The 22645-nt window shown below is 49.9% G+C and carries 24 protein-coding genes; 16 read left to right on the plus strand and 8 right to left on the minus strand.

The features are described 5' to 3' along the window. The first annotated feature begins 45 nt into the window (after window positions 1-45). The 12 genes from skp (at window position 46) to M2371_RS19690 (ending at window position 13632) form a co-directional block, all read left to right on the plus strand. Complete coding sequence (gene skp, locus M2371_RS19635; protein ID WP_034493498.1) at window positions 46-546, plus strand: molecular chaperone Skp; 501 nt, start codon at window positions 46-48, stop codon at window positions 544-546. A gap of 3 nt (window positions 547-549) precedes the next feature. Further along, the gene (lpxD, locus tag M2371_RS19640; RefSeq protein ID WP_259268503.1) at window positions 550-1575 is read left to right on the plus strand and encodes a UDP-3-O-(3-hydroxymyristoyl)glucosamine N-acyltransferase; all 1026 of its coding nucleotides are present in this window, start codon (window positions 550-552) and stop codon (window positions 1573-1575) included. Between the two features lie 116 nt (window positions 1576-1691). After that, complete coding sequence (gene fabZ, locus M2371_RS19645) at window positions 1692-2147, plus strand: 3-hydroxyacyl-ACP dehydratase FabZ (protein ID WP_034460847.1); 456 nt, start codon at window positions 1692-1694, stop codon at window positions 2145-2147. A gap of 3 nt (window positions 2148-2150) precedes the next feature. Then, window positions 2151-2939: an acyl-ACP--UDP-N-acetylglucosamine O-acyltransferase gene (gene lpxA / locus M2371_RS19650; protein ID WP_034493502.1), complete on the plus strand. Its 789-nt coding sequence runs from the start codon at window positions 2151-2153 to the stop codon at window positions 2937-2939. Next, complete coding sequence (gene lpxB, locus M2371_RS19655) at window positions 2940-4088, plus strand: lipid-A-disaccharide synthase (RefSeq protein WP_034493504.1); 1149 nt, start codon at window positions 2940-2942, stop codon at window positions 4086-4088. It begins immediately after the preceding gene. Then, the gene (gene rnhB, locus M2371_RS19660) at window positions 4085-4681 is read left to right on the plus strand and encodes a ribonuclease HII (protein WP_172895492.1); all 597 of its coding nucleotides are present in this window, start codon (window positions 4085-4087) and stop codon (window positions 4679-4681) included. Before lpxB ends, rnhB begins: the two co-directional genes overlap by 4 nt. 38 nt (window positions 4682-4719) lie before the next feature. After that, entirely contained in the window at window positions 4720-8202 is a 3483-nt protein-coding gene (gene dnaE, locus M2371_RS19665) for a DNA polymerase III subunit alpha (RefSeq protein WP_259268504.1), read from the plus strand. Window positions 8203-8214: 12 nt separating this feature from the next. After that, window positions 8215-9174, plus strand: coding sequence for an acetyl-CoA carboxylase carboxyl transferase subunit alpha (gene accA, locus M2371_RS19670; protein ID WP_259268505.1), 960 nt, complete (start codon window positions 8215-8217; stop codon window positions 9172-9174). Between the two features lie 188 nt (window positions 9175-9362). Further along, window positions 9363-11504: a lysine decarboxylase LdcC gene (locus M2371_RS19675; RefSeq protein WP_259268518.1), complete on the plus strand. Its 2142-nt coding sequence runs from the start codon at window positions 9363-9365 to the stop codon at window positions 11502-11504. A gap of 56 nt (window positions 11505-11560) precedes the next feature. Next, window positions 11561-11950: a VOC family protein gene (locus tag M2371_RS19680; protein ID WP_259268506.1), complete on the plus strand. Its 390-nt coding sequence runs from the start codon at window positions 11561-11563 to the stop codon at window positions 11948-11950. Window positions 11951-12013: 63 nt separating this feature from the next. After that, on the plus strand, window positions 12014-13324 hold the full coding sequence (gene tilS / locus M2371_RS19685) for a tRNA lysidine(34) synthetase TilS (protein ID WP_259268507.1): 1311 nt from the start codon (window positions 12014-12016) through the stop codon (window positions 13322-13324). Continuing rightward, window positions 13321-13632, plus strand: coding sequence for a cytochrome c (locus M2371_RS19690; protein WP_172895489.1), 312 nt, complete (start codon window positions 13321-13323; stop codon window positions 13630-13632). Before tilS ends, M2371_RS19690 begins: the two co-directional genes overlap by 4 nt. 45 nt (window positions 13633-13677) lie before the next feature. On the opposite strand, the gene rof is transcribed toward M2371_RS19690, so the two are convergent. Then, window positions 13678-13938, minus strand: a complete 261-nt coding sequence (gene rof / locus M2371_RS19695; protein ID WP_115630721.1) for a Rho-binding antiterminator — start codon at window positions 13936-13938, stop codon at window positions 13678-13680. Beyond that, a complete protein-coding gene (locus M2371_RS19700) occupies window positions 13925-14125 on the minus strand; it encodes a YaeP family protein (RefSeq protein ID WP_034460828.1) in 201 nt (66 codons plus the stop codon). The genes rof and M2371_RS19700 overlap by 14 nt, the downstream gene beginning before the upstream one ends. A gap of 204 nt (window positions 14126-14329) precedes the next feature. Here M2371_RS19700 and M2371_RS19705 point away from each other — a divergent pair, with 204 nt between their 5' ends. Genes M2371_RS19705 through nlpE form a run of 3 tightly spaced genes read left to right on the plus strand, consistent with a single transcriptional unit; the run spans window position 14330 to window position 16025 of the window. After that, window positions 14330-14872: a YaeQ family protein gene (locus M2371_RS19705; RefSeq protein WP_259268508.1), complete on the plus strand. Its 543-nt coding sequence runs from the start codon at window positions 14330-14332 to the stop codon at window positions 14870-14872. After that, a complete protein-coding gene (gene arfB / locus M2371_RS19710; protein WP_259268509.1) occupies window positions 14872-15291 on the plus strand; it encodes an alternative ribosome rescue aminoacyl-tRNA hydrolase ArfB in 420 nt (139 codons plus the stop codon). Before M2371_RS19705 ends, arfB begins: the two co-directional genes overlap by 1 nt. A 38-nt stretch (window positions 15292-15329) precedes the next feature. Next, window positions 15330-16025 (plus strand): envelope stress response activation lipoprotein NlpE, encoded by a 696-nt coding sequence (gene nlpE, locus M2371_RS19715; RefSeq protein ID WP_172895485.1) that lies wholly within the window; start codon window positions 15330-15332, stop codon window positions 16023-16025. A gap of 67 nt (window positions 16026-16092) precedes the next feature. Here the strand turns inward: nlpE and proS are convergent, their stop codons facing one another. The 6 genes from proS to metN form a co-directional block, all read right to left on the minus strand. Beyond that, window positions 16093-17811, minus strand: a complete 1719-nt coding sequence (proS, locus tag M2371_RS19720; protein ID WP_259268510.1) for a proline--tRNA ligase — start codon at window positions 17809-17811, stop codon at window positions 16093-16095. A gap of 113 nt (window positions 17812-17924) precedes the next feature. After that, window positions 17925-18632, minus strand: a complete 708-nt coding sequence (tsaA, locus tag M2371_RS19725) for a tRNA (N6-threonylcarbamoyladenosine(37)-N6)-methyltransferase TrmO (protein ID WP_259268511.1) — start codon at window positions 18630-18632, stop codon at window positions 17925-17927. Next, window positions 18629-19033 carry an Rcs stress response system protein RcsF gene (gene rcsF / locus M2371_RS19730; RefSeq protein ID WP_034493529.1) on the minus strand — a complete coding sequence of 135 codons (405 nt, stop codon included), beginning with the start codon at window positions 19031-19033 and terminating at the stop codon, window positions 18629-18631. Before rcsF ends, tsaA begins: the two co-directional genes overlap by 4 nt. 114 nt (window positions 19034-19147) lie before the next feature. Next, window positions 19148-19963 (minus strand): MetQ/NlpA family lipoprotein, encoded by an 816-nt coding sequence (locus M2371_RS19735; RefSeq protein WP_034493531.1) that lies wholly within the window; start codon window positions 19961-19963, stop codon window positions 19148-19150. A gap of 44 nt (window positions 19964-20007) precedes the next feature. Continuing rightward, on the minus strand, window positions 20008-20661 hold the full coding sequence (locus M2371_RS19740) for a methionine ABC transporter permease MetI (RefSeq protein WP_034493533.1): 654 nt from the start codon (window positions 20659-20661) through the stop codon (window positions 20008-20010). Beyond that, on the minus strand, window positions 20654-21685 hold the full coding sequence (gene metN, locus M2371_RS19745; RefSeq protein WP_259268512.1) for a methionine ABC transporter ATP-binding protein MetN: 1032 nt from the start codon (window positions 21683-21685) through the stop codon (window positions 20654-20656). Before metN ends, M2371_RS19740 begins: the two co-directional genes overlap by 8 nt. A 190-nt stretch (window positions 21686-21875) precedes the next feature. Here metN and gmhB point away from each other — a divergent pair, with 190 nt between their 5' ends. Next, the gene (gmhB, locus tag M2371_RS19750) at window positions 21876-22442 is read left to right on the plus strand and encodes a D-glycero-beta-D-manno-heptose 1,7-bisphosphate 7-phosphatase (RefSeq protein ID WP_115630703.1); all 567 of its coding nucleotides are present in this window, start codon (window positions 21876-21878) and stop codon (window positions 22440-22442) included. The last annotated feature ends 203 nt before the right edge of the window (window positions 22443-22645 follow it).

Genomic DNA, 22645 nt, shown 5'->3' on the forward strand with positions numbered 1-22645 from the left:
AAAAAGAGTGTCTCAGGACACATACGGGATGGTAAGGAGTTTATTGTGAAAAAGTGGTTATTTGCCGCAGGTCTTGGCCTCGCTATGGCTGCATCAGCCAGCGTTCAAGCAGCTGACAGCATTGCTGTAGTAAACATGGGTAATCTGTTCCAACAGGTTGCGCAGAGCACCGGTGTGTCCAAAACTCTGGAAAATGAGTTTAAAGGCCGCGCGAGCGAATTGCAGAATATGGAAGGCGATCTGCAGTCCAAAATGCAAAAGCTGCAACGTGATGGTTCTACCATGAAAGCTGCTGACCGTAGCAAAATGGAAAAAGACCTGATGGCTCAACGTCAACAGTTCCAGACCAAAGCTCAGGCATTCGAACAAGACCGTGGTCGTCGTTCTAACGAAGAACGCGCCAAACTGGTTACTCGTATTCAGAGTGCTGTGAAGAAAGTTGCTGACGACAAAGGCTACGACGTAGTTCTGGATGCTAACACCGTTGCTTATGCTGGCAGCAGTGTTAAAGACATCACTTCAGATGTTCTGAAACAGGTTAAATAAGTAATGTCTTCAATTCGACTGGCTGATTTAGCCCAGCAGTTGGATGCAAAATTGCACGGTGATGGCGAACTCGTCATCACCGGCGTTGCATCTATGCAAACGGCCCAGGCTGGCCAAATTACGTTTATGGTTAACCCTCGTTACCGTGAGCAATTGGCTGTTTGCCAGGCTTCTGCCGTCGTAATGACTGAAGCCGATCTCCCTTTCGCACATAGCGCAGCATTGGTAGTGAAGAATCCCTACCTGACTTACGCTCGCATGGCGCAAATTCTTGATTCCACGCCGCAGCCAGCTCAGAACATCGCACCAAGTGCGGTGGTTGATGCGACTGCGACCTTGGGTTCTAACGTGGCTATTGGTGCCAATGCGGTTATTGAATCTGGTGTCGTGCTGGGTGATAACGTCGTCATTGGTGCAGGCTGCTTCGTTGGTAAAAACACCAAAATTGGTTCTGGCACTCGCTTGTGGGCGAATGTGTCGATTTACCACGAAATCCAGATGGGTGAGCAGTGCCTGGTTCAATCCGGCACCGTCATTGGTTCTGACGGATTTGGTTATGCCAACGATCGCGGTAATTGGGTGAAGATCCCCCAGCTTGGGCGAGTGATCATTGGCGATCGTGTTGAAATCGGTGCCTGTACCACAATTGACCGCGGAGCGCTGGACGACACGATTATCGGTAATGGTGTTATCATTGATAATCAATGCCAGATTGCACATAACGTTGTGATTGGCGACAATACTGCCGTTGCTGGTGGTGTGATTATGGCTGGTAGCCTGAAAATTGGTCGCTACTGTATGATTGGTGGTGCCAGTGTTATCAATGGTCATATGGAAATCTGCGATAAAGTCACCGTAACGGGAATGGGCATGGTCATGCGCCCAATCACAGAGCCGGGGGTTTACTCTTCAGGTATTCCGTTACAGCCGAACAAAGTGTGGCGTAAAACAGCCGCGTTGGTGATGAATATCGACGAGATCAGCAAACGCTTGAAATCCGTTGAGAAAAAAATCAATCAACAAGACTAAAAGTCACCCGCCCAAGACGCGTTAGTGCTTACTGATTTGCGGCCTGCTAGCTATCCCGAGATAGTCGCAGGCCGTGTTATTATTGTCATTTGGTACATTTAGACAGGAAGAGTATCTTGACTACCGACACTCATACTCTGCACATCGAAGAGATTTTAGAACTTCTGCCGCACCGTTACCCGTTCTTACTGGTTGATCGTGTGCTGGATTTTGAAGAAGGGCGTTTTTTACGTGCAGTAAAAAATGTCACAGTAAATGAGCCGTTTTTCCAGGGCCACTTCCCTGGTAAACCGATTTTCCCAGGTGTGCTGATTCTTGAAGCGATGGCGCAAGCCACCGGTATTCTTGCGTTTAAAAGCGTGGGCAAACTGGAACCTGGTGAGCTTTACTACTTTGCTGGTATTGATGAAGCTCGTTTCAAACGTCCAGTCGTGCCAGGCGACCAGATGATTATGGAAGTGACTTTCGAGAAAACCCGCCGTGGTCTGACTCGCTTCAAAGGCGTGGCGACCGTTGACGGTAAAATTGTCTGCGAAGCAACTATGATGTGTGCCCGCAGCCGGGAGAGCTAATACGTGATTGATAAATCCGCCTTTATTCATCCATCTGCCATTGTGGAAGATGGTGCCGTCATTGGTGCTAACGCCCATATTGGTCCGTTTTGTATTGTTGGTCCGCATGTTGAGATCGGTGAAGGTACCGTCCTGAAGTCTCATGTTGTGGTAAATGGTCATACGACTATTGGCCGTGACAACGAGATTTACCAGTTCGCGTCCATTGGTGAAGTTAACCAGGATCTTAAATATGCTGGTGAACCGACCCGTGTGGAAATTGGCGATCGCAACCGCATTCGCGAAAGCGTTACCATCCATCGCGGAACAGAGCAGGGCGGTGGTTTGACGAAGGTGGGTAGTGATAACTTGCTGATGGTAAATGCGCATGTGGCGCACGACTGCACAGTAGGTAATCGCTGTATCCTTGCAAATAACGCAACGCTTGCTGGTCACGTTTCTGTCGATGATTTCGCTATCATCGGTGGCATGACGGCAGTGCACCAGTTCTGCATTATTGGTGCACACGTCATGGTGGGCGGTTGTTCCGGCGTGGCGCAAGACGTCCCGCCATATGTTATTGCGCAGGGCAACCACGCAACGCCATTTGGCGTGAACATCGAAGGTCTGAAGCGCCGTGGTTTCAGTAGAGAAGCCATCCACGCAGTGCGTAATGCGTACAAGATTCTCTACCGCAGCGGTAAAACCTTCGAAGAAGCCAAACCTGAGATTGCTCAAATTGCCGAGCAACATCCAGAAGTGAAAGCATTTGTTGAATTCTTCGCTCGTTCAACGCGTGGTTTGATTCGCTAGATGAAATCAGGTCGCCCGCTTACGATTGCCCTGGTCGCCGGAGAAACCTCCGGCGATATTCTTGGTGCAGGTCTGATTCGTGCTCTCAAAGCCCGGATTCCTGATGCTCGCTTCGTGGGGGTCGCTGGGCCTTTGATGCAGGCTGAAGGCTGCGAAGCCTGGTATGAAATGGAAGAACTGGCAGTGATGGGCATTGTTGAAGTGCTCGGTCGTCTGCGTCGTTTACTTCACATTCGTGCGGACCTCACGCGCCGTTTCACTGAATTGCAGCCAGACGTTTTTGTCGGTATTGATGCGCCTGATTTCAATATCACCCTGGAAGGTAATCTTAAAAAGCAGGGTATTCGTACCATTCACTACGTCAGTCCATCTGTTTGGGCGTGGCGCCAAAAACGTGTTTTCAAAATTGGCAGAGCAACGGATCTGGTGCTCGCATTTCTGCCTTTCGAAAAAGCGTTTTACGATAGATTTAATGTCCCGTGCCGCTTTATCGGTCATACCATGGCTGATGCCATGCCGATTGATCCCGATAAAAATGCCGCACGCATGACACTCGGTATTTCGCCTGATGCTAAATGCCTGGCATTGTTGCCTGGTAGCCGTGGCGCAGAAGTTGAAATGCTAAGTGCTGATTTCCTTAAAACAGCGCTATTGCTACGCGAGCGTTTTCCAGGGCTTGAGATTGTGGTGCCGCTGGTTAATGCCAAACGGCGTGAACAGTTTGAGCGTATCAAAGCAGAAGTGGCACCCGATCTGACGATGCACCTGCTCAATGGGCAAGGGCGCGAAGCGATGGTTGCAAGTGATGCTGCATTGCTGGCTTCTGGCACCGCTGCACTTGAGTGCATGTTGGCAAAATGCCCAATGGTCGTGGGCTATCGCATGAAGCCCTTTACCTTCTGGCTGGCGAAGCGCCTGGTAAAAACCGATTACGTTTCACTGCCTAACTTGTTGGCAGGCCGTGAACTGGTCAAAGAATTGTTGCAAGAAGAGTGTGAGCCGCACGCGTTGGCGAAGGCACTGGAACCGCTGCTTGAAGACGGTGCGCAGAGCCATCAAATGCACGATACATTCCGCGACCTGCATCAGCAGATTCGTTGTAATGCTGATGAACAAGCCGCAGATGCTGTATTGGAGCTTGCCCAATGATTGAATTTATTTATCCTCACACGCGCCTGGTGGCTGGTGTTGATGAAGTTGGGCGCGGCCCTCTTGTTGGTGCGGTTGTCACTGCTGCGGTGATTCTGGATCCTACAAAACCTATTCTTGGTCTTGCAGACTCCAAGAAACTCTCTGAAAAACGCCGCAACGCGCTTTACGAAGAAATCATCGAAAAAGCGCTGTCCTGGAGCCTTGGGCGTGCGGAGCCGGAAGAGATTGACCAATTAAACATTCTTCATGCCACTATGTTAGCGATGCAGCGTGCCGTTGCAGGCCTTCATGTGGTTCCTGAGTATGTATTGATTGATGGCAACCGCTGCCCTGCATTACCTATGCCTTCGCTGGCTGTGGTAAAAGGCGATAGCCGGGTTGCAGAAATTAGCGCGGCATCAATAATTGCCAAAGTGACGCGCGATCGTGAAATGGCAGAGCTTGATATCTCCTTTCCGCAATATGGTTTTGCCCAACACAAGGGCTACCCTACCGCTTTCCATCTGGAAAAGCTGGCAGAGCATGGTGCGACTGAGCACCATCGCCGTAGTTTTGCTCCGGTCAAACGCGCTCTCGGACTGGCGTCCTGATTTGCGGACGTACGTTATACATCTAAACGGAATGAGAAATGGCTGAACCACGTTTCGTACACCTCAGGGTGCACAGTGACTATTCCATGGTTGATGGCCTGGCGAAAACCGCTCCGCTGGTAAAGAAAGCCGCGGAAATGGGGATGCCAGCTATTGCTATCACCGATTTCACCAACCTTTGCGGGCTGGTGAAGTTCTATGGTGCTGCGCATGGCGTGGGCCTCAAGCCCATTATTGGTGCTGACTTTAACGTGGCAAACGAATTGCTGGGTGATGAACTCAGCCATTTAACCGTGCTCGCTGTTGATAATGTCGGTTATCAAAATCTGACTTTGCTCATCTCGAAAGCCTATCAACGTGGTTATGGTGCTGCGGGACCGGTTATCGACCGCACCTGGCTTGCCGAGTTAAACGAAGGGCTGATCCTGCTTTCTGGTGGGCGCATGGGGGATATTGGCAAAAACTTGTTGCGTGGGAATACGGCACAGCTTGATTTGTGTCTGGAATTCTACCAGCAGTATTTTGCCGATCGCTTCTATCTGGAACTGATTCGTACCGGTCGTCCTGATGAAGAAACTTATTTGCACGCCGCCGTCGCTCTGGCAGACGAACGCGGCTTACCGGTTGTTGCAACCAACGACGTAAGGTTCATTGAGTCCACAGACTTTGACGCCCATGAAATCCGCGTGGCTATCCACGATGGGTTTACGCTGGATGACCCTAAGCGCCCCCGCAATTACTCTTCACAGCAGTACCTGCGTACCGAAGAGGAGATGTGCGAGCTGTTCTCCGATATTCCGGAAGCGTTGGAAAACAGTGTAGAAATCGCCAAACGTTGTAACGTCACGGTGCGTCTGGGCGAATACTTCCTGCCGCAATTCCCGACGGGCGAAATGTCTACCGAAGACTTCCTGGTCATGAAATCGAAGGAAGGGCTGGAAGATCGTCTGGAGTTCTTGTTCAAAGATCCTGAAGAGCGTGCGGTAAAAAGAGTGCCGTACGATGAGCGTCTGGATATTGAGCTTAAAGTTATCAACCAGATGGGCTTCCCGGGCTACTTCCTGATCGTTATGGAATTTATTCAGTGGTCGAAAGACAACGGCGTGCCTGTTGGCCCTGGCCGTGGTTCTGGTGCCGGTTCTTTGGTGGCTTATGCCCTGAAGATCACCGACCTTGATCCCCTGGAGTTTGATCTACTTTTTGAACGTTTCCTTAACCCGGAACGTGTTTCGATGCCGGACTTCGATATCGATTTCTGTATGGAAAAACGAGATCGCGTTATCGATCACGTGGCAGAAATGTACGGGCGCGAAGCGGTATCTCAGATTATTACCTTTGGTACGATGGCGGCAAAAGCGGTTATCCGCGATGTGGGCCGTGTACTGGGGCACCCGTACGGCTTCGTCGATCGTATTTCTAAGCTTATCCCGCCAGATCCGGGTATGACGCTGGCAAAAGCGTTTGAAGCTGAGCCGCAGCTTCCTGAAATTTACGAAGCTGACGAAGAAGTAAAAGCGCTTATTGATATGGCGCGGAAGCTCGAAGGGGTCACGCGTAACGCCGGTAAGCATGCCGGTGGGGTGGTTATTGCACCGACCAAAATTACCGATTTTGCGCCGCTTTATTGTGATGACCAGGGGCAAAACCCGGTCACCCAGTTTGATAAAAACGATGTGGAATATGCAGGGCTGGTGAAGTTTGACTTCCTTGGTCTGCGTACGCTCACCATCATCGACTGGGCGCTGAAGATGATCAACCCGCGTCGGGCGAAGCAGGGTTTAGAGCCGATAGATATCGCCGCTATCCCGCTCGAGGATAAGAAAAGCTTCGACATGCTGCAACGCTCGGAAACCACTGCGGTGTTCCAGCTTGAATCTCGCGGCATGAAAGATTTGATCAAGCGTCTGCAACCCGACTGCTTCGAGGATATGATTGCATTGGTGGCGCTGTTCCGCCCTGGGCCGTTGCAATCAGGCATGGTTGATAACTTTATTGACCGTAAGCACGGGCGTGAAGCTATTTCCTATCCGGATATTCAGTGGCAGCATGAAAGCCTGAAACCGGTGCTGGAACCGACCTACGGCATTATCCTGTATCAAGAACAGGTTATGCAGATTGCACAGGTGCTGGCGGGGTACTCGCTGGGCGGTGCGGACATGTTGCGTCGTGCGATGGGTAAAAAGAACCCGGTCGAGATGGCGAAGCAGCGTGGCGGTTTTGAAGATGGCGCGAAGTCTCGTGGCATTGACGGTGAGCTGGCGATTAAAATCTTCGACCTGGTTGAAAAATTTGCCGGTTACGGATTTAACAAATCTCACTCCGCTGCGTATGCGCTGGTTTCTTACCAGACTCTATGGTTAAAAGCTCACTATCCGGCAGAATTCATGGCCGCGGTGATGACTGCGGATATGGATAACACCGAGAAAATCGTCGGCCTGGTGGATGAATGCTGGCGCATGGGCCTGAAAATCTTGCCACCGGATATTAACTCCGGGCTATACCACTTCCACGTCAATGACGACGGGGAAATTGTTTACGGCATTGGTGCGATTAAAGGTGTGGGTGAAGGCCCGATTGAAGCGATAATTGAGGCGCGTAACGAAGGCGGTTATTTCCGCGAATTGTTCGATCTCTGTGCGCGTGCTGACGTTAAAAAACTCAATAAACGTATCCTTGAAAAATTAGTGATGTCCGGGGCGTTTGACCGCCTTGGGCCGCATCGGGCAGCCCTTATGAATGCGCTGCCCGATGCGCTGAAAGCTGCCGATCAGCACGCGAAAGCCGAAGCTATCGGCCAGGTGGATATGTTCGGTGTACTGGCTGATGAGCCGGAGCAAGTTGAACAATCCTACGCCAGCGTGACTCCGTGGCCTGAACAAGTGGTGCTGGATGGTGAACGTGAAACGTTAGGTTTATACCTGACCGGCCACCCAATCACTCAGTATCTAAAAGAAATCGAGCGCTATGTCGGCGGCATGCGCCTGAAAGAGATGCACCCGACAGAACGTGGTAAAATGACCACGGCTGCGGGTCTGGTGATTGCTTCGCGGGTGATGGTTACCAAACGTGGCAATCGCATTGGCATCTGCACTCTGGATGACCGTTCTGGTCGCCTGGAAGTGATGCTATTCACAGATGCGTTAGAAAAGTACCAGCATCTGTTGGAAAAAGACCGTATCCTGATCGTCAGCGGACAGGTCAGCTTTGATGACTTCAGCGGTGGCCTTAAAATGACCGCTCGCGAAGTTATGGACATAGACGAGGCCCGCGAAAAGTATGCGCGTGGGCTTGCTATCTCGCTGACGGACAGGCAAATTGATGACCAGCTTTTGAACCGTCTCCGTCAGTCTCTGGAACCCCATCGTTCGGGGACCATTCCAGTACATCTCTACTATCAGAGAGCGGATGCACGAGCACGTTTGCGTTTTGGCGCAGCATGGCGTGTATCTCCTAGCGATCGTTTGCTCAATGAGCTTCGCTCGCTGATAGGCCCGGAGCAGGTGGAACTGGAGTTTGACTAATACAGGAATATTATGAGTCTGAATTTCCTCGATTTTGAACAGCCGATTGCAGAGCTGGAAGCGAAAATTGATTCCCTGACTGCAGTTAGCCGTCAGGACGAAAAGTTAGATATTAATCTGGACGAAGAAGTGCAGCGTCTGCGTGAAAAAAGCGTAGAACTCACACGTAAGATCTTCTCAGATTTAGGAGCATGGCAAATTGCTCAACTGGCGCGTCACCCGCAGCGCCCGTATACGCTTGATTACCTGCGTCTCGCTTTTGATGAGTTCGATGAACTTGCGGGTGACCGTGCGTATGCTGACGATAAAGCTATTGTTGGTGGGATTGCGCGTCTCGATGGTCGTCCGGTGATGGTTATTGGCCATCAGAAAGGCCGTGAAACCAAAGAGAAGATTCGCCGTAACTTCGGTATGCCAGCACCAGAAGGCTATCGTAAAGCACTGCGTTTGATGGAAATGGCTGAGCGTTTCAATATGCCAATCATTACCTTCATCGATACCCCAGGTGCTTATCCTGGTGTGGGCGCGGAAGAACGCGGTCAGTCAGAAGCCATCGCGCGTAACTTGCGTGAAATGTCTGGTCTGAAAGTGCCAGTCATCTGTACCGTCATCGGTGAAGGTGGTTCTGGTGGTGCTCTGGCAATTGGTGTGGGCGATAAAGTGAATATGCTGCAATACAGCACCTATTCCGTTATCTCTCCAGAAGGCTGTGCGTCGATTCTGTGGAAAAGTGCTGACAAAGCACCGATTGCCGCAGAAGCGATGGGCATCATTGCCCCACGCCTGAAAGAGCTGAAGCTGATTGATTCCGTTATCCCTGAACCTCTGGGCGGCGCACACCGTAATGTGGATGCGATGGCTGCTTCTCTGAAAGCGCAACTGCTGGCTGACCTGGCTGATCTGGACGTGTTGAATACCGAAGAGCTGTTGGCTCGTCGTTATCATCGTCTGATGAGTTACGGCTACGCGTGATATACCCATAATCCTTCAAGCTGCAGGGTATATTGAAGAAAAAGGTCAGAAGAGATTCTGGCCTTTTTTTATTGTCTGTGAATCATCCTGAATAGCGCACTTTAAGAAACCTTACACCTCCGCGCTTGTTCTCCACCCCATTTCAATAAACTATGCTTACCTGAAGGTTTTTTGCCAGGAGGTGAGTGTTGAATATTATTGCAATCATGGGAGCGCATGGCGTTTTCTATAAAGATGAGCCAATCAAAGAGCTGCATCAGGCGTTGGAAGTACAAGGTTTTCGGCTTATTTATCCCACCAACAGCAACGACTTGCTTAAACTCATCGAACATAATCCGCGTATCTGTGGAGTCATTTTTGACTGGGACGAGTACAGCCTGGATTTATGCAGTGAAATTAACGCGCTGAATGAATATTTGCCCCTGTATGCATTTATCAATACGCATTCCTCACTGGATGTCAGCGTCAACGAAATGCGCATGGCGCTGTGGTTCTTTGAATATGCACTCAGTGCCGCCGACGATATCGCCCTGCGCATCCGTCAATACACCAATGAATATCTGGATAACATCACACCGCCGCTGACTAAAGCGTTGTTCAATTATGTCAACGAAGGGAAATATACTTTCTGCACGCCAGGCCATATGGCGGGGACTGCCTACCTGAAAAGCCCGGTTGGCTGCTTGTTCTACGACTTCTTTGGCGCGAACACGCTGAAAGCGGATGTCTCTATTTCGGTCACTGAGCTGGGATCGTTGCTGGATCACACCGGGCCGCATCTTGAAGCCGAAGAGTATATCGCCCGGACGTTCGGTGCAGAACAGAGTTACATGGTGACCAACGGGACATCCACGTCGAATAAAATCGTTGGCATGTACGCGGCTCCTTCCGGTAGCACAGTCATTATCGATCGTAACTGCCATAAATCGCTGACCCATTTGTTAATGATGACGGATCTGGTCCCAATCTGGCTCAAGCCAACGCGCAACGCGCTGGGGATTTTGGGCGGCATCCCGAAGCGTGAATTTATGCGCGCGAGTATTGAGGAGAAAGTCGCTGCGACGGAAAATGCGCAGTGGCCGGTGCATGCGGTGATCACCAACTCGACTTATGACGGTTTGCTTTATAACACCGAGTTCATCAAACAAACCCTCGATGTGCCTTCGATTCATTTCGATTCTGCCTGGGTGCCCTATACCAACTTCCATCCTATTTATCAGGGGAAAAGTGGCATGAGCGGCGATCGTGTGCCGGGTAAAGTCATTTATGAAACTCAGTCCACACACAAACTTCTGGCGGCGCTGTCGCAAGCCTCTCTAATCCATATCAAAGGGGATTACGACGAGGAGACGTTCAACGAAGCCTACATGATGCACACCACCACTTCGCCTAGCTATCCGCTAGTGGCGTCTATCGAAACAGCTGCAGCCATGCTTCGGGGAAATCCGGGAAAGCGTTTGATAAACCGCTCTGTGGAGCGAGCGCTGCATTTCCGCCGTGAAGTTCAACGCTTGCGCGAAGAATCTGAGGATTGGTTCTTTGATATCTGGCAGCCGGAATATATCGACGAAGCGGCCTGCTGGCCGATTTCTCCTGGCGAAGAAGACTGGCATGGATTCAAAGATGCTGACGCCGATCATATGTATCTCGACCCGATAAAAGTCACCATTCTGACTCCGGGGATGGATGAGCTGGGTAGCATGGCAGAAGAGGGGATCCCGGCGGCACTGGTGGCAAAATTCCTCGATGAGCGTGGCGTCGTCGTCGAAAAAACGGGGCCGTATAACCTGCTGTTCCTGTTCAGTATTGGTATCGACAAAACCAAAGCATTGAGCTTACTTCGTGGTTTGACAGAGTTTAAACGCTCCTACGATCTCAACCTGCGTGTGAAAAATATGCTGCCGGACTTATACGCTGAAGACCCTGATTTTTATCGTAATATGCGTATTCAGGATTTAGCGCAGGGTATTCACAAGCTAATTAAGCAGCACAATCTTTCTGACCTGATGTTGCGTGCTTTTGATGTGCTGCCGGAAATGAAAATGACGCCGCATAAAGCCTATCAGCAGCAAGTGAAAGGTAATGTTGAAACCGTTGAAATTGAACAGTTGTTGAATCGAGTGTCAGCCAACATGATTCTGCCGTATCCACCAGGCGTGCCGGTGGTCATGCCGGGTGAGATGATCACCAATGAAAGCCGCGCAGTACTCGATTTCTTGCTGATGTTATGTTCGGTGGGTGAGCATTACCCTGGCTTTGAAACTGACATTCACGGAGCCAAACTGGGTGAGGATGGGATTTATCGTGTACGAGTCTTAAAAACGGTTTAACGTCTTGATTTAGAGAATCCTGATAGTTACCGTGCAGAAAAGATTAAGGAGCATTTATGCTGGGTTTAAAGCAAGTTCACCACATCGCAATCATCGCGTCGGACTACCCAACCAGTAAGCATTTTTACTGTGATGTTCTCGGTTTTACGCTGCTAGCGGAAGCTTATCGTGAAGAACGAGACTCGTGGAAAGGGGATTTGGCGTTAAATGGTCAATACGTCATTGAGCTGTTCTCATTTCCTTTCCCGCCTGCGCGGCCAAGTCGCCCGGAAGCTTGCGGGCTGCGTCACCTGGCGTTTAGTGTTGGTGATATCGACAGCGCGATCGCGCATTTGGAAAAGCATGGCGTGAAATGTGAGCCGGTGCGTATCGATCCTTTCACGGATAAGCGCTTTACTTTCTTTAATGACCCCGATGGGCTGCCGTTAGAACTTTACCAACAGTAACGCTTGCCTCACTTCATGTTGCCCGGTAACGTTCCGGGCAAATCCTTATTTTAATTACTGACTATGCCACTTCCTTTTCTCATCAAATTACTGCAACCGCACACACATTTGCTGGTGGCGTTTAGTGGTGGCCTGGACTCCACGGTTTTGCTTCATCAACTGGTCACGCTTCGCGATAATCATGGTGCGAATTTTCATATTCGAGCCATGCATATTCATCACGGGTTAAGCTCAAATGCCGATGAATGGGCATTGCATTGTCAGAATGTTTGCACGCAATGGAACGTGCCGCTTGAGGTAAAACGCGTAAAGCTGGCTGATGACGGATTAGGTATTGAAGCCCATGCAAGGGCTGCGCGTTACCAGGCATTGGCCGACACTATACGCCCGCATGAAGTATTGCTCACTGCACAGCATCTGGACGATCAGTGCGAAACATTTTTGCTTGCCCTGAAACGGGGGAGTGGGCCAGCCGGTTTAGCGGCCATGCCAGAGCGTTTGCCTTTTGGTGAGACGGAGTTGATTCGGCCTTTGTTGGGGCAAACTCGCAAAGAGCTGGAAGCGTGGGCGGAAGAACATCAGTTAACGTGGATTGAAGACGAAAGTAACCAGGATGACAGTTACGATCGCAATTTCTTGCGCCTGCAAATCCTTCCTGAAATCCAGCAGCGATGGCCGCATTTCCCACAGAGCGTGGCCCGCAGCGCGCAGTTGTGTGGTGAGCAAGAGCAACTTCTCGATGAGCTATTGGCAGAGCAACTTAATGACCTGGTTCGGGCTGACGGAGCATTACTCATTGAACCTATGCAGGCGCTCAGTGATATTCGGCGTGCAGCCCTACTGCGGCGCTGGTTTGCCCGGCAACATGCGCTTATGCCCTCGCGGGCCGCGTTGGTTCGTTTGTGGGATGAGGTGGCAACGAGCCGTGAAGATGCGAATCCACGCCTGAAATTTGGTGACCATGAAGTTCGTCGTTACCAGGGCGCATTATACTGGCTGCCTGTCATGCAGGGTTTAGGGGATGAAACTCTCCCGTGGCCTGCGCCTTTTAAGCCATTAACGTTGCCAGAAGGTTTAGGCATTCTGCAATTAGGTGTTGATGGGATTGAAGTGCGAGCACCGCTTGAAAACGAACCGGTAAGCGTGCGCTTTAAAGCATCCGGGCAGTTTCATATTGTGGGACGTGATCGTGGCCGGAGTCTGAAAAAAATCTGGCAAGAATCAGGCATTCCACCCTGGGCTCGAGAAAGAACACCGCTGCTATTTTATGGCGATAAATTGATTGCCGCCCTGGGCGTTTTTGTCACTCAGGATGGAAAAGCAACGGAAAACTCATGCTGGCGTATCGACTGGCAAAAGGAGAATAAGCAATGAAGAGGATGATTATTTTAGCGGGCGTTTTATTGTGTGCCCAACCGGTACTGGCTAAGGGTGATGCCAGCGCGGGTGAGCAAAAGGCCATGATGTGCGTGGCATGTCACGGTGTGGCGGGAAAAGTTTCAGTGCCAATGTACCCGAATCTTGCGGGGCAAAATGAGGCGTATCTGGAGCACTCTTTGCACGCCTATAAAAAGGGTGAGCGCAGTGGTGGCCAGGCGGAAATCATGAAAGCCTACGTTAGCGGTTTGTCAGATGAAGACATCAGCAATCTTGCCGCTTATTACGCCACAATGAAGCCATAAAAAAGGGCAGCCCAGGGCTGCCCACTTATGCGGATACTTTGCGTATCAAGACTCGCTAACTACGACAGTGCCAATTTCAGGATGGCTGAAGCTGGCTATTTTATCGAGGCGAACTTCGCGTGTGGCACCGGCATCATCGAGAATCAAATATTCGATGTTTTTACGAGACACCAGGTCACTGGCTTTCGCCTTGAAAACTTCTCCGCTCTTTAACTCCAGCGTCAATAATAAGTGATGCTGGCAGGCGAGCTCGAGATTGTCATAATCATCACAATTGATGGGTTGATAGGCATCATTCATTGACATAATCGCTCACCAGTAAGTTCGCGGCAGCATACGCCGCCTGTTCCCTAATAGATTCTGGTTGTGCTTCGTTGGAAGCCACTTCGTTCAGCACCTTCAGGACGCAACCCAGTGCATCGGGAATGTAACCCAAATCTCCGCTGGCTATTTCCGCATAGCGCCGCCGTACTAATTCACAATACTTTTCCACACGCCCTCCTTTCAGAGTCCCGACCTCAGACTTAACTGTGGGATGCAGTTAAGCCTACGAAGATAAACTCTGTTTAGCAAGGTGACTATACCACAGGGATGAAACCGATATCAGCAGTGCAACTCTCTGGTTGAGTGAATAGATAACAGCGTTTTAGCGAGGTTTTCGTTACAATGAGCGCCTAATTGAGTTCGGAGAAGTGTGATGGCGTTAAAAGCGACAATTTATAAAGCGATGGTGAATGTTGCCGATCTCGATCGCAATCAATTCCTGGATAGCAACCTGACGCTTGCGCGCCATCCTTCGGAAACTCAGGAACGTATGATGCTGCGTTTACTGGCGTGGATTAAATATGCCAACGAGCGGCTGCAATTCAGTCGGGGTTTAAGTGCGGAAGACGAGCCAGAAATCTGGCAGCGTAATGATCACATGGGTATCGACCTGTGGATTGAGCTTGGTCTGCCAGATGAAAAACGCCTGAAAAAAGCCTGTAGCCAGTCAGGTGAAGTCGCGTTGTTTACCTATAATAGCCGTGCGGCTGAAATCTGGTGGCAGCAGCATCAAAATAAACTCAAACAATATCAGAACCTTTCAATCTGGTATCTCGATGATGAACAACTGGCAAAACTGTGTGAGTTCGGTACGCGTTCGATGAACTTGCAGGCCACCATCCAGGATGGCGCTATCTGGTTGTCTAATGCTGAGAATAATCTCGAAATTCACTTTACGGCCTGGCAGCATCATTGATGATAGAAGTCTCCCGGGCGGTAGCAATACCGGACAATGAAGTCACTATTACGGCAATCCGCGCGCAAGGAGCGGGCGGCCAGCATGTGAATAAAACCTCAACGGCTATCCATTTACGTTTTGACATTCGTACCTCCAGCCTGCCAGAGTATTATAAAGAGCGCTTGCTGGCAGCGAGTCATCACCTGATTACGCCTGATGGCGTGGTGGTGATTAAGGCGCAGGAATATCGCAGCCAGGAAATGAATCGTGAAGCCGCGGTAGCGAGATTAATTTCGCTGATTCAGGAATTAACCGTTGAGCAGAAAAGCCGACGAGCGACGCGCCCTACGCGAGCGTCAAAAGAGCGCCGTCTGGCCTCTAAATCCCAAAAATCCACGACGAAATCGCTTCGTGGAAAAGTTCGTCGTCCCGAATAATTAACGACAAAGAAATTGACCAGCAGAAGGAAGAGATGGTGAAAAAGATTCTATTGTCAGCTATAGCCGTGTGCAGCTTGTTCGCACTTTTTGGCTGTAATAACCGGGCTGAAGTTCAAACTTTGCAGCCAACACAAGCCGCAGAACTACAACCGATGCAGCAAAGCTATCGAGGTGTACTCCCTTGTGCGGATTGTTCAGGAATTGAAACGTCGCTGTTTTTAGAAAAAGATGGCTCGTGGGTCATGAATCAGCGCTACGAGGGCGCGAAAGAGCCAGCGGTATTTGCCTCATATGGCAGTTGGGCGCGTACGGCAGATAAATTAGTGTTGACCGAAAGCAACGGTGAAAAGCTCTACTTCCGTCCGAAAGGTGATGATCTGGAAATGTTGGATCGTTCCGGCAATTCTATTGAGTCCCAACTCAATTACACCTTGAAGCCAATGAAAGCGGCGTTGCCTGCAACCCCAATGGCCATGAAAGGCATGTATAAATACATGGCTGATGCGGCGATTTTCCAGGATTGTGCCACGGGTAAAACGTTTGATGTTGCCAGCAACGCGGAACTTGAGCGTGGCTACGCAGCAGCTCGCGGGGAAGATTACCAGCCGGTGTTGCTGGTGGTAGAAGCGCACTTTACTTTGCAGGCCTCGCCAGACAGTGGCGAACTGAGAAAAACAGTTGTTGCTGACCGGGCTGCAAAGTTCGAGCCGAAGAAAACCTGCCACGACTGATAAAATCTTCATAAAAAAAGCCCCGCCAGGTGACTAGCGGGGCTTTTTATTTTGTACTGCTTAAATTTTAGCGCTGGATCTGGGCCAACAGGAAATCAATGATTTCGCTGGTTTTGATCATCTGCTTCTCACCTTCACGGCGATTTTTGTATTCAACTTCTTCGCTATCGAGATTGCGATCGCCGATAACAACAGTGTGTGGAATACCAATCAGTTCCATGTCAGCAAACATCACGCCAGGACGCTCTTTACGGTCGTCCATCAGCACTTCAATGCCTTTAGCACGCAGAGTGGAGTACAGCTCTTCAGCCAGTTCTTTCACGCGGAAAGACTTGTGCATATTCATTGGCAGAATAGCAACCTGGAACGGTGCAATAGCGTCTGGCCACAGGATGCCGCGCTCGTCGTTGTTCTGCTCAATGGCTGCTGCCACTACGCGAGTCACACCGATACCGTAGCAACCCATGGTCAGTGTCTGGTTACGACCATCTTCACCCTGAACAGAGGCTTTCATTGCTTCTGAATATTTGGTACCCAGTTGGAAGATGTGGCCAACTTCGATACCGCGTTTAATCAGCAGCGTACCTTTACCATCCGGGCTTGGATCGCCTTCGACAACATTACGGATATCAGCAACTTCTGGCAGCGCAACGTCACGTTCCCAGTTAATACCGACGAAGTGTTTGCCATCGATATTTGCGCCAGCCGCGAAATCGCTCATCGCAGCAACGGTACGGTCAACAACCACAGGGATTGGCAGATTAACTGGACCAAGGGAACCTGGACCGGCTTTAACTACCGCACGAATTTCTTCTTCGGTTGCGAAAGTCAGCGGGGCAGCAACTTGCGGCAGTTTTTCGGCTTTAACTTCGTTCAGCTCGTGATCGCCGCGAACCAGCAAAGCAACCAGTGGGTAAGCGCTACCTTCAGCCGCTTTGACCATCAGAGTTTTGACTGTTTTTTCAACTGGTAGGTTGAACTGCTCAACCAACTCAGCGATGGTTTTCGCATTCGGGGTATCAATCTGCGTCATTTCAACGGCTGGTGCTGCACGGCCGCCAACCGGAGCAACCGCTTCTGCAAACTCGATATTCGCTGCGTAATCAGATTCGGTCGAGAAGATGACATCATCTTCACCGCTTTGTGCCAGCACCTGGAATTCATGAGAAGCGCTACCACCAATCGAGCCGGTATCCGCTTCTACCGCGCGGAAATCCAGACCCATACGGGTGAAGATTTTGCTGTAGGCCTGATACATCGCATCGTAAGTTTCCTGCAAGGATTCCTGAGAAGTATGGAAAGAGTAAGCGTCTTTCATCAGGAATTCACGGGAACGCATCACGCCGAAACGTGGGCGAACTTCGTCACGGAACTTAGTCTGAATCTGGAAGAAGTTCAGTGGCAGCTGTTTGTAAGAGCTGAGTTCGTTACGAATCAAGTCAGTGATGACTTCTTCGTGAGTTGGGCCGAGGACAAATGGACGATCGCCACGGTCAACAAAACGCAGCAGCTCTGGGCCATACTGTTCCCAACGACCACTTTCTTGCCACAAATCTGCGGGCTGAACCACGGGCATGCACATCTCGATGGCACCGGCGTTGTTCATCTCTTCACGCACGATGTTTTCGACTTTTTTCAGGACACGCAGACCGGTCGGCAACCAGGTATACAAACCTGAAGCGAGTTTACGGATCATCCCGGCGCGCAGCATCAGTTGATGACTGATGACCTCGGCGTCGGCTGGTGTCTCCTTCAGTGTGGAGAGCAGATATTGGCTAGTACGCATGTTGTTACGGTTCCATTTGAACGGCAGATAACTGGCTACCTGAGTAGCCTGATGCAAAATAAGTGTTTTAGTTTACCAGTGTGGCAGGAATGTCAAAAGAGAAGGGCGATAAATTAACGGTTCTCAACGGCAAACACTTCTGACCCGTGCTCGGTGACACGCCAGCGAACATTAAAATCTAATAATAAAACGGCGTAGCTTTTACCTGGGTCTTCATCTTTACGATAGGCCGGGCGTGGGTCTTGCGCCAGTACCTGGCGGATAAAACGCTCAATGTACGGATAATGTTTATCGAGTAACGATAATCGCTGTTGTACTTCTGGCGTGAAATAAACCGACATATCGGCAACGGGAGCATTTTGCGCGTAACCCGCAACGGCTTCTGGTATCGCTTCGGCAAATGGTAAATAAGGTTTGATATCAACGACCGGCGTACCATCGACTAAATCCAGACTGCCCAACTGCAAAATGACCTGATCTTTTTGGCAACGAATCCCTTTCAGCTCGACCAAAGACATGCCGATGGGATTCGGGCGAAAGGTGGAACGCGTAGCAAATACGCCCATCCTCGCGTTCCCACCGAGCCGTGGCGGACGTACCGTGGGCCGCCAGCCACCTTCCATCGTTTGGTGGAAGACAAAAAGCAGCCATAGATGGCTGAAGCCTTCAAGGCCGCGAACGGCATCTGCCACATTATACGGGGGCAGTAAATGCAATTCGCCACCGCCATCAGTGACTAAACCGGGTTGGCGGGGAACGGCAAACTTCTCTTTATAAGGAGAGTGAATAACGCCAATTTGCTCAAAACTAAAGGCTGTCATTTTGCGGATACGTTTAACGCAGACCCAACACAAACCGCCTGACGGTAGCAACCTGGCGTGCCGCTAGTCACATCACAACTATGCAACAGCACCGCGTTTGCTTTCATTTTTGATGCGTTAACTTGCAAGCGTTTACGAGCTGTCGGGATATTGGGTGGAGAATCCTGATTGCTAACCTGGCATGAATCGCCACTGACTTCACCGAGATCGCGGAATGGTTTACCGACTAATTCTTCAGCATTGGTATAGATTTTTACGGGTGCTGGTTTCACGGCCTTAGGTTTTGCAGGCTCGGCTTTCGGCGGTGTTGCAGTGCTTTTGATAGGTTCAACGGGGGATCTGCTTAGCATCGTACAGCCGCTGAGCATGACTGCTAATAAACAGATCGGTAAAGCACGCATAATTTTTCCTCAATGAATGATAAAACGCGATTATTGAACCAAGCTCTCGTACAAATAACAAGACGGGCATAAGCCCGTCTTAGATTATTTACGCAAAAATAGAAGAATGGAAACTTACCAGCCTTTTACTGCGCCGCCGTTGAAGACTTTGTTTGCTGCATCGTAAACTTCATCAGACTGATAAGCCTGAACGAATTTCTTCACGTTTTCAGCGTCTTTGTTGTCTTCGCGGGAAACGATCAGGTTTACGTATGGAGAGTCTTTATCTTCAACGAAGATACCGTCTTTCGCTGGAGTCAGGCCAATCTGGCTTGCGTAGGTGGTGTTGATGATAGCCAGTGCAATCTGAGCATCGTCCAAAGAACGTGGCAACTGTGGTGCTTCCAGTTCAACCAGTTTCAGATTTTTAGGGTTCTCAGTTACATCCAGAACAGTTGGCAGCAGACCGACGCCATCTTTCAGTTTGATCAGACCTTGTTTTTGCAGCAGCAGCAGTGAACGGCCAAGGTTAGTTGGGTCGTTTGGCAGGGCAATTTGCGCGCCAGTTTGCAGCTCATCTATAGATTTGATCTTTTTGGAGTAGCCAGCGATTGGGTAAACAAAGGTATTACCCACACCAACCAGTTTGTAGCCACGATCTTTGATCTGCTGGTCCAGGTATGGTTTATGCTGGAAGGCGTTAGCGTCGATGTCGCCTTTGCTCAGCGCTTCGTTAGGCAGAACGTAATCGTTGAAAGTCACTAGCTCAACATCCAGGCCATATTTTTCTTTTGCGACTTTCACTGCAACTTCTGCAACCTGTTGTTCAGCACCAACGATGACGCCAACTTTAATATGGTTTGGATCTTTCTCGTCTTGACCACAACCCACGAGTGCCAGAGAACCAATCAGAGCACCAACTGCTGCAAAGGTTTTAAATTTAAAAGACATATCCCTTCCTTACTATGTGTAAAAACGATGTTGTGTTGAACGTATTATTTGTGAGTTACAGCCCGGACGATACGATCGCCTGAGAATTGAATTAAATACACTAATACCACCAATAACACTAATACCGTATTCATCACGGTAGCGTTATAACCGATATAACCGTATTGATAACCAATCTGACCTAAACCGCCAGCGCCCACGGCGCCGCCCATTGCAGAATAGCCAACCAGAGTAATCAGTGTGATGGTCGCCGCATTCACCAAACCTGGCAGTGCTTCTGGCAGCAATACTTTGCGGATAATTTGCATTGGCGTCGCGCCCATCGCACGTGAGGCTTCAATCAGGCCTGATGGAATTTCCAACAGGGCGTTTTCTACCATACGCGCAATAAATGGTGCTGCGCCTACTGTTAACGGCACGATTGCAGCTTGTAGACCAATCGAGGTTCCGACAATCATCCGGGTAAATGGAATCATCCATACCAGTAATATAATGAACGGAATGGAACGGAAGATATTTACCAGCGCTGACAGGCTGTTATAAAGCTTCGCGTTCGCGCTGATTTGGCCTGGGCGGGTAATATAAAGAAGCACGCCTACAGGAAGACCCAGAACAAAGCCAAAGAAGCCGGACACAAACGTCATCGCCAGCGTTTCATACACTCCTTTAAGGAGTAACCACATCATCGGCTCAGACATAACCCAGCACCTCTACTTTTACATGTTGCTGCTGCAAGTATGCGATTGCAGCGTCCATATCCTGATGTTCACCATGCAGCTCGCACAGCATAATGCCGAACTTCACACCACCGGCGTAATCCATCTGCGCGCTGATGATATTGCTGTTCACATTAAAGCGGCGTGCGGTTTCGGAAAGAAGCGGCGCATCAACAGACTGGCCGGTAAATTCCAGGCGAAGCAGCGGAACGGTAGTCTCGTTTTTCTCTGTGCTTAAACGCTGGGCGTAATCTTCCGGGATATCCAGATGCAAAGTTGATTGAATAAATTGCTGCGCAAGAGGTGTTTTCGGATGAGAGAACACTTCGCTTACAGTGTCTTGTTCTATTAACTCACCGTCACTAATGACTGCGACGCAATCACAGATGCGTTTTACAACATCCATTTCATGAGTAATTAAGAGAATCGTCAGGCCAAGACGGCGGTTGATATCTTTCAGCAATTCCAGAATCGAACGTGTTGTTGCTGGATCCAGGGCGCTGGTGGCTTCATCACACAAAAGCACTTTAGGGTTGCTTGCCAGCGCACGCGCAATCGCTACGCGTTGTTTTTGCCCGCCGGACAAGTTGGCTGGATAAGCATCGTGCTTTTCGCTCAGCCCGACCAGTTCGAGCAACTCTGATACCCGACGTTTGATTTCTTCGCGCGGCGTATTATCCAGCTCCAACGGTAATGCAACATTGCCGTAAACCGTGCGGGAAGAGAGCAAGTTAAAATGCTGAAAAATCATGCCAATCTGACGGCGTGCTTTGGTCAGCTGGCTTTCAGAAAGCGTGGTCAGTTCCTGGCCATCGACCAGGACTGAACCTTGCGTTGGACGCTCAAGCAGGTTTACGCAACGGATAAGTGTGCTTTTCCCAGCACCTGATGCGCCAATCACGCCATAAATTTGCCCGGCAGGAACATGCAAACTGACATTATTCAATGCCTGGATGCTGCGATTCCCTTGCTGGAACACTTTGGTGATATTCGAAAGTTTAATCATTAGGTTATTTATTATCGTATGAGTGTAAGCCGTGGCATTTTCTGCTGCCGACAACGGGCGATGACCGTTATCGATATGGATGTTAAGGCATCCAGACGTCTAAATCAATCTGCGAATGATTGTCTATTCCCGCCAGGATAAGAAATCATGCGATACTACTGCTAATAATCCCAGTTTCAGGAGTTTCCAAGTGGCACAGTCTGTTCCCGCTATTTTTCTCGATCGTGATGGCACCATTAATGTTGATCATGGCTATGTCCATGAAGTTGATCAGTTTGAGTTCATTGATGGTGTAATTGATGCAATGCGTGAGTTAAAAGCAATGGGCTATGCGTTAGTGCTTGTCACCAATCAGTCAGGTATCGCCCGCGGCATGTTTACTGAAGCGGATTTTGAAAATCTCACAGAATGGATGGACTGGTCTTTAGCAGACCGTGGCGTTGATCTTGATGGCATCTATTATTGTCCGCATCATCCCGAGGCAATAGTAGAAGAGTTTCGCCAAACCTGTGATTGCCGCAAACCGCAACCGGGTATGTTGCTTTCCGCTCAAGAGTTTCTACATATAGATATGGCCTCTTCTTATATGGTTGGCGACAAACTAGAAGACATGCAGGCGGCATCAGCTGCACAAGTAGGGACAAAAGTGCTGGTTCGCAGCGGTAAGCCAGTGACTGAAGAAAGCGAAGCGGCGGCAGATTTGGTGATTAATAGCCTCAGCGACCTGCCAAAAGCGATTAAAGCGCGTCAAAAATAGACGTAGCGCTCGAAAAACAAGCGCTTGGTCATGATTTTGAAATTAGGGGTTGTCAGCTCCCGGAAAATCCCTATACTGCGCCTCCACTGACACGGCACAACGGCTTATAAACCGGCCCGTCAGCCAGATGAAAAGCGAAAATAAACGCTTGACTCTGAAAGAGGAAAGCGTAATATACGCCACCTCGAGTTAGCAAGCGAAAG

The organism is Buttiauxella sp. BIGb0471, assembly GCF_024807715.1.
Taxonomy (GTDB): Bacteria; Pseudomonadota; Gammaproteobacteria; order Enterobacterales; family Enterobacteriaceae; genus Buttiauxella; species Buttiauxella agrestis.

Bases quoted from the DNA above. Each gene is read 5' to 3' on its own strand.
- lpxD (WP_259268503.1), top strand. From the start codon at position 550: ATGTCTTCAATTCGACTGGCTGATTTAGCCCAGCAGTTGGATGCAAAA.
- lpxB (WP_034493504.1), top strand. From the start codon at position 2,940: ATGAAATCAGGTCGCCCGCTTACGATTGCCCTGGTCGCCGGAGAAACC.
- rnhB (WP_172895492.1), top strand. From the start codon at position 4,085: ATGATTGAATTTATTTATCCTCACACGCGCCTGGTGGCTGGTGTTGAT.
- dnaE (WP_259268504.1), top strand. From the start codon at position 4,720: ATGGCTGAACCACGTTTCGTACACCTCAGGGTGCACAGTGACTATTCC.
- accA (WP_259268505.1), top strand. From the start codon at position 8,215: ATGAGTCTGAATTTCCTCGATTTTGAACAGCCGATTGCAGAGCTGGAA.
- M2371_RS19680 (WP_259268506.1), top strand. From the start codon at position 11,561: ATGCTGGGTTTAAAGCAAGTTCACCACATCGCAATCATCGCGTCGGAC.
- tilS (WP_259268507.1), top strand. From the start codon at position 12,014: ATGCCACTTCCTTTTCTCATCAAATTACTGCAACCGCACACACATTTG.
- M2371_RS19690 (WP_172895489.1), top strand. From the start codon at position 13,321: ATGAAGAGGATGATTATTTTAGCGGGCGTTTTATTGTGTGCCCAACCG.
- rof (WP_115630721.1), bottom strand. From the start codon at position 13,938: ATGTCAATGAATGATGCCTATCAACCCATCAATTGTGATGATTATGAC.
- M2371_RS19705 (WP_259268508.1), top strand. From the start codon at position 14,330: ATGGCGTTAAAAGCGACAATTTATAAAGCGATGGTGAATGTTGCCGAT.
- arfB (WP_259268509.1), top strand. From the start codon at position 14,872: ATGATAGAAGTCTCCCGGGCGGTAGCAATACCGGACAATGAAGTCACT.
- proS (WP_259268510.1), bottom strand. From the start codon at position 17,811: ATGCGTACTAGCCAATATCTGCTCTCCACACTGAAGGAGACACCAGCC.
- tsaA (WP_259268511.1), bottom strand. From the start codon at position 18,632: ATGACAGCCTTTAGTTTTGAGCAAATTGGCGTTATTCACTCTCCTTAT.
- rcsF (WP_034493529.1), bottom strand. From the start codon at position 19,033: ATGCGTGCTTTACCGATCTGTTTATTAGCAGTCATGCTCAGCGGCTGT.
- M2371_RS19735 (WP_034493531.1), bottom strand. From the start codon at position 19,963: ATGTCTTTTAAATTTAAAACCTTTGCAGCAGTTGGTGCTCTGATTGGT.
- M2371_RS19740 (WP_034493533.1), bottom strand. From the start codon at position 20,661: ATGTCTGAGCCGATGATGTGGTTACTCCTTAAAGGAGTGTATGAAACG.
- metN (WP_259268512.1), bottom strand. From the start codon at position 21,685: ATGATTAAACTTTCGAATATCACCAAAGTGTTCCAGCAAGGGAATCGC.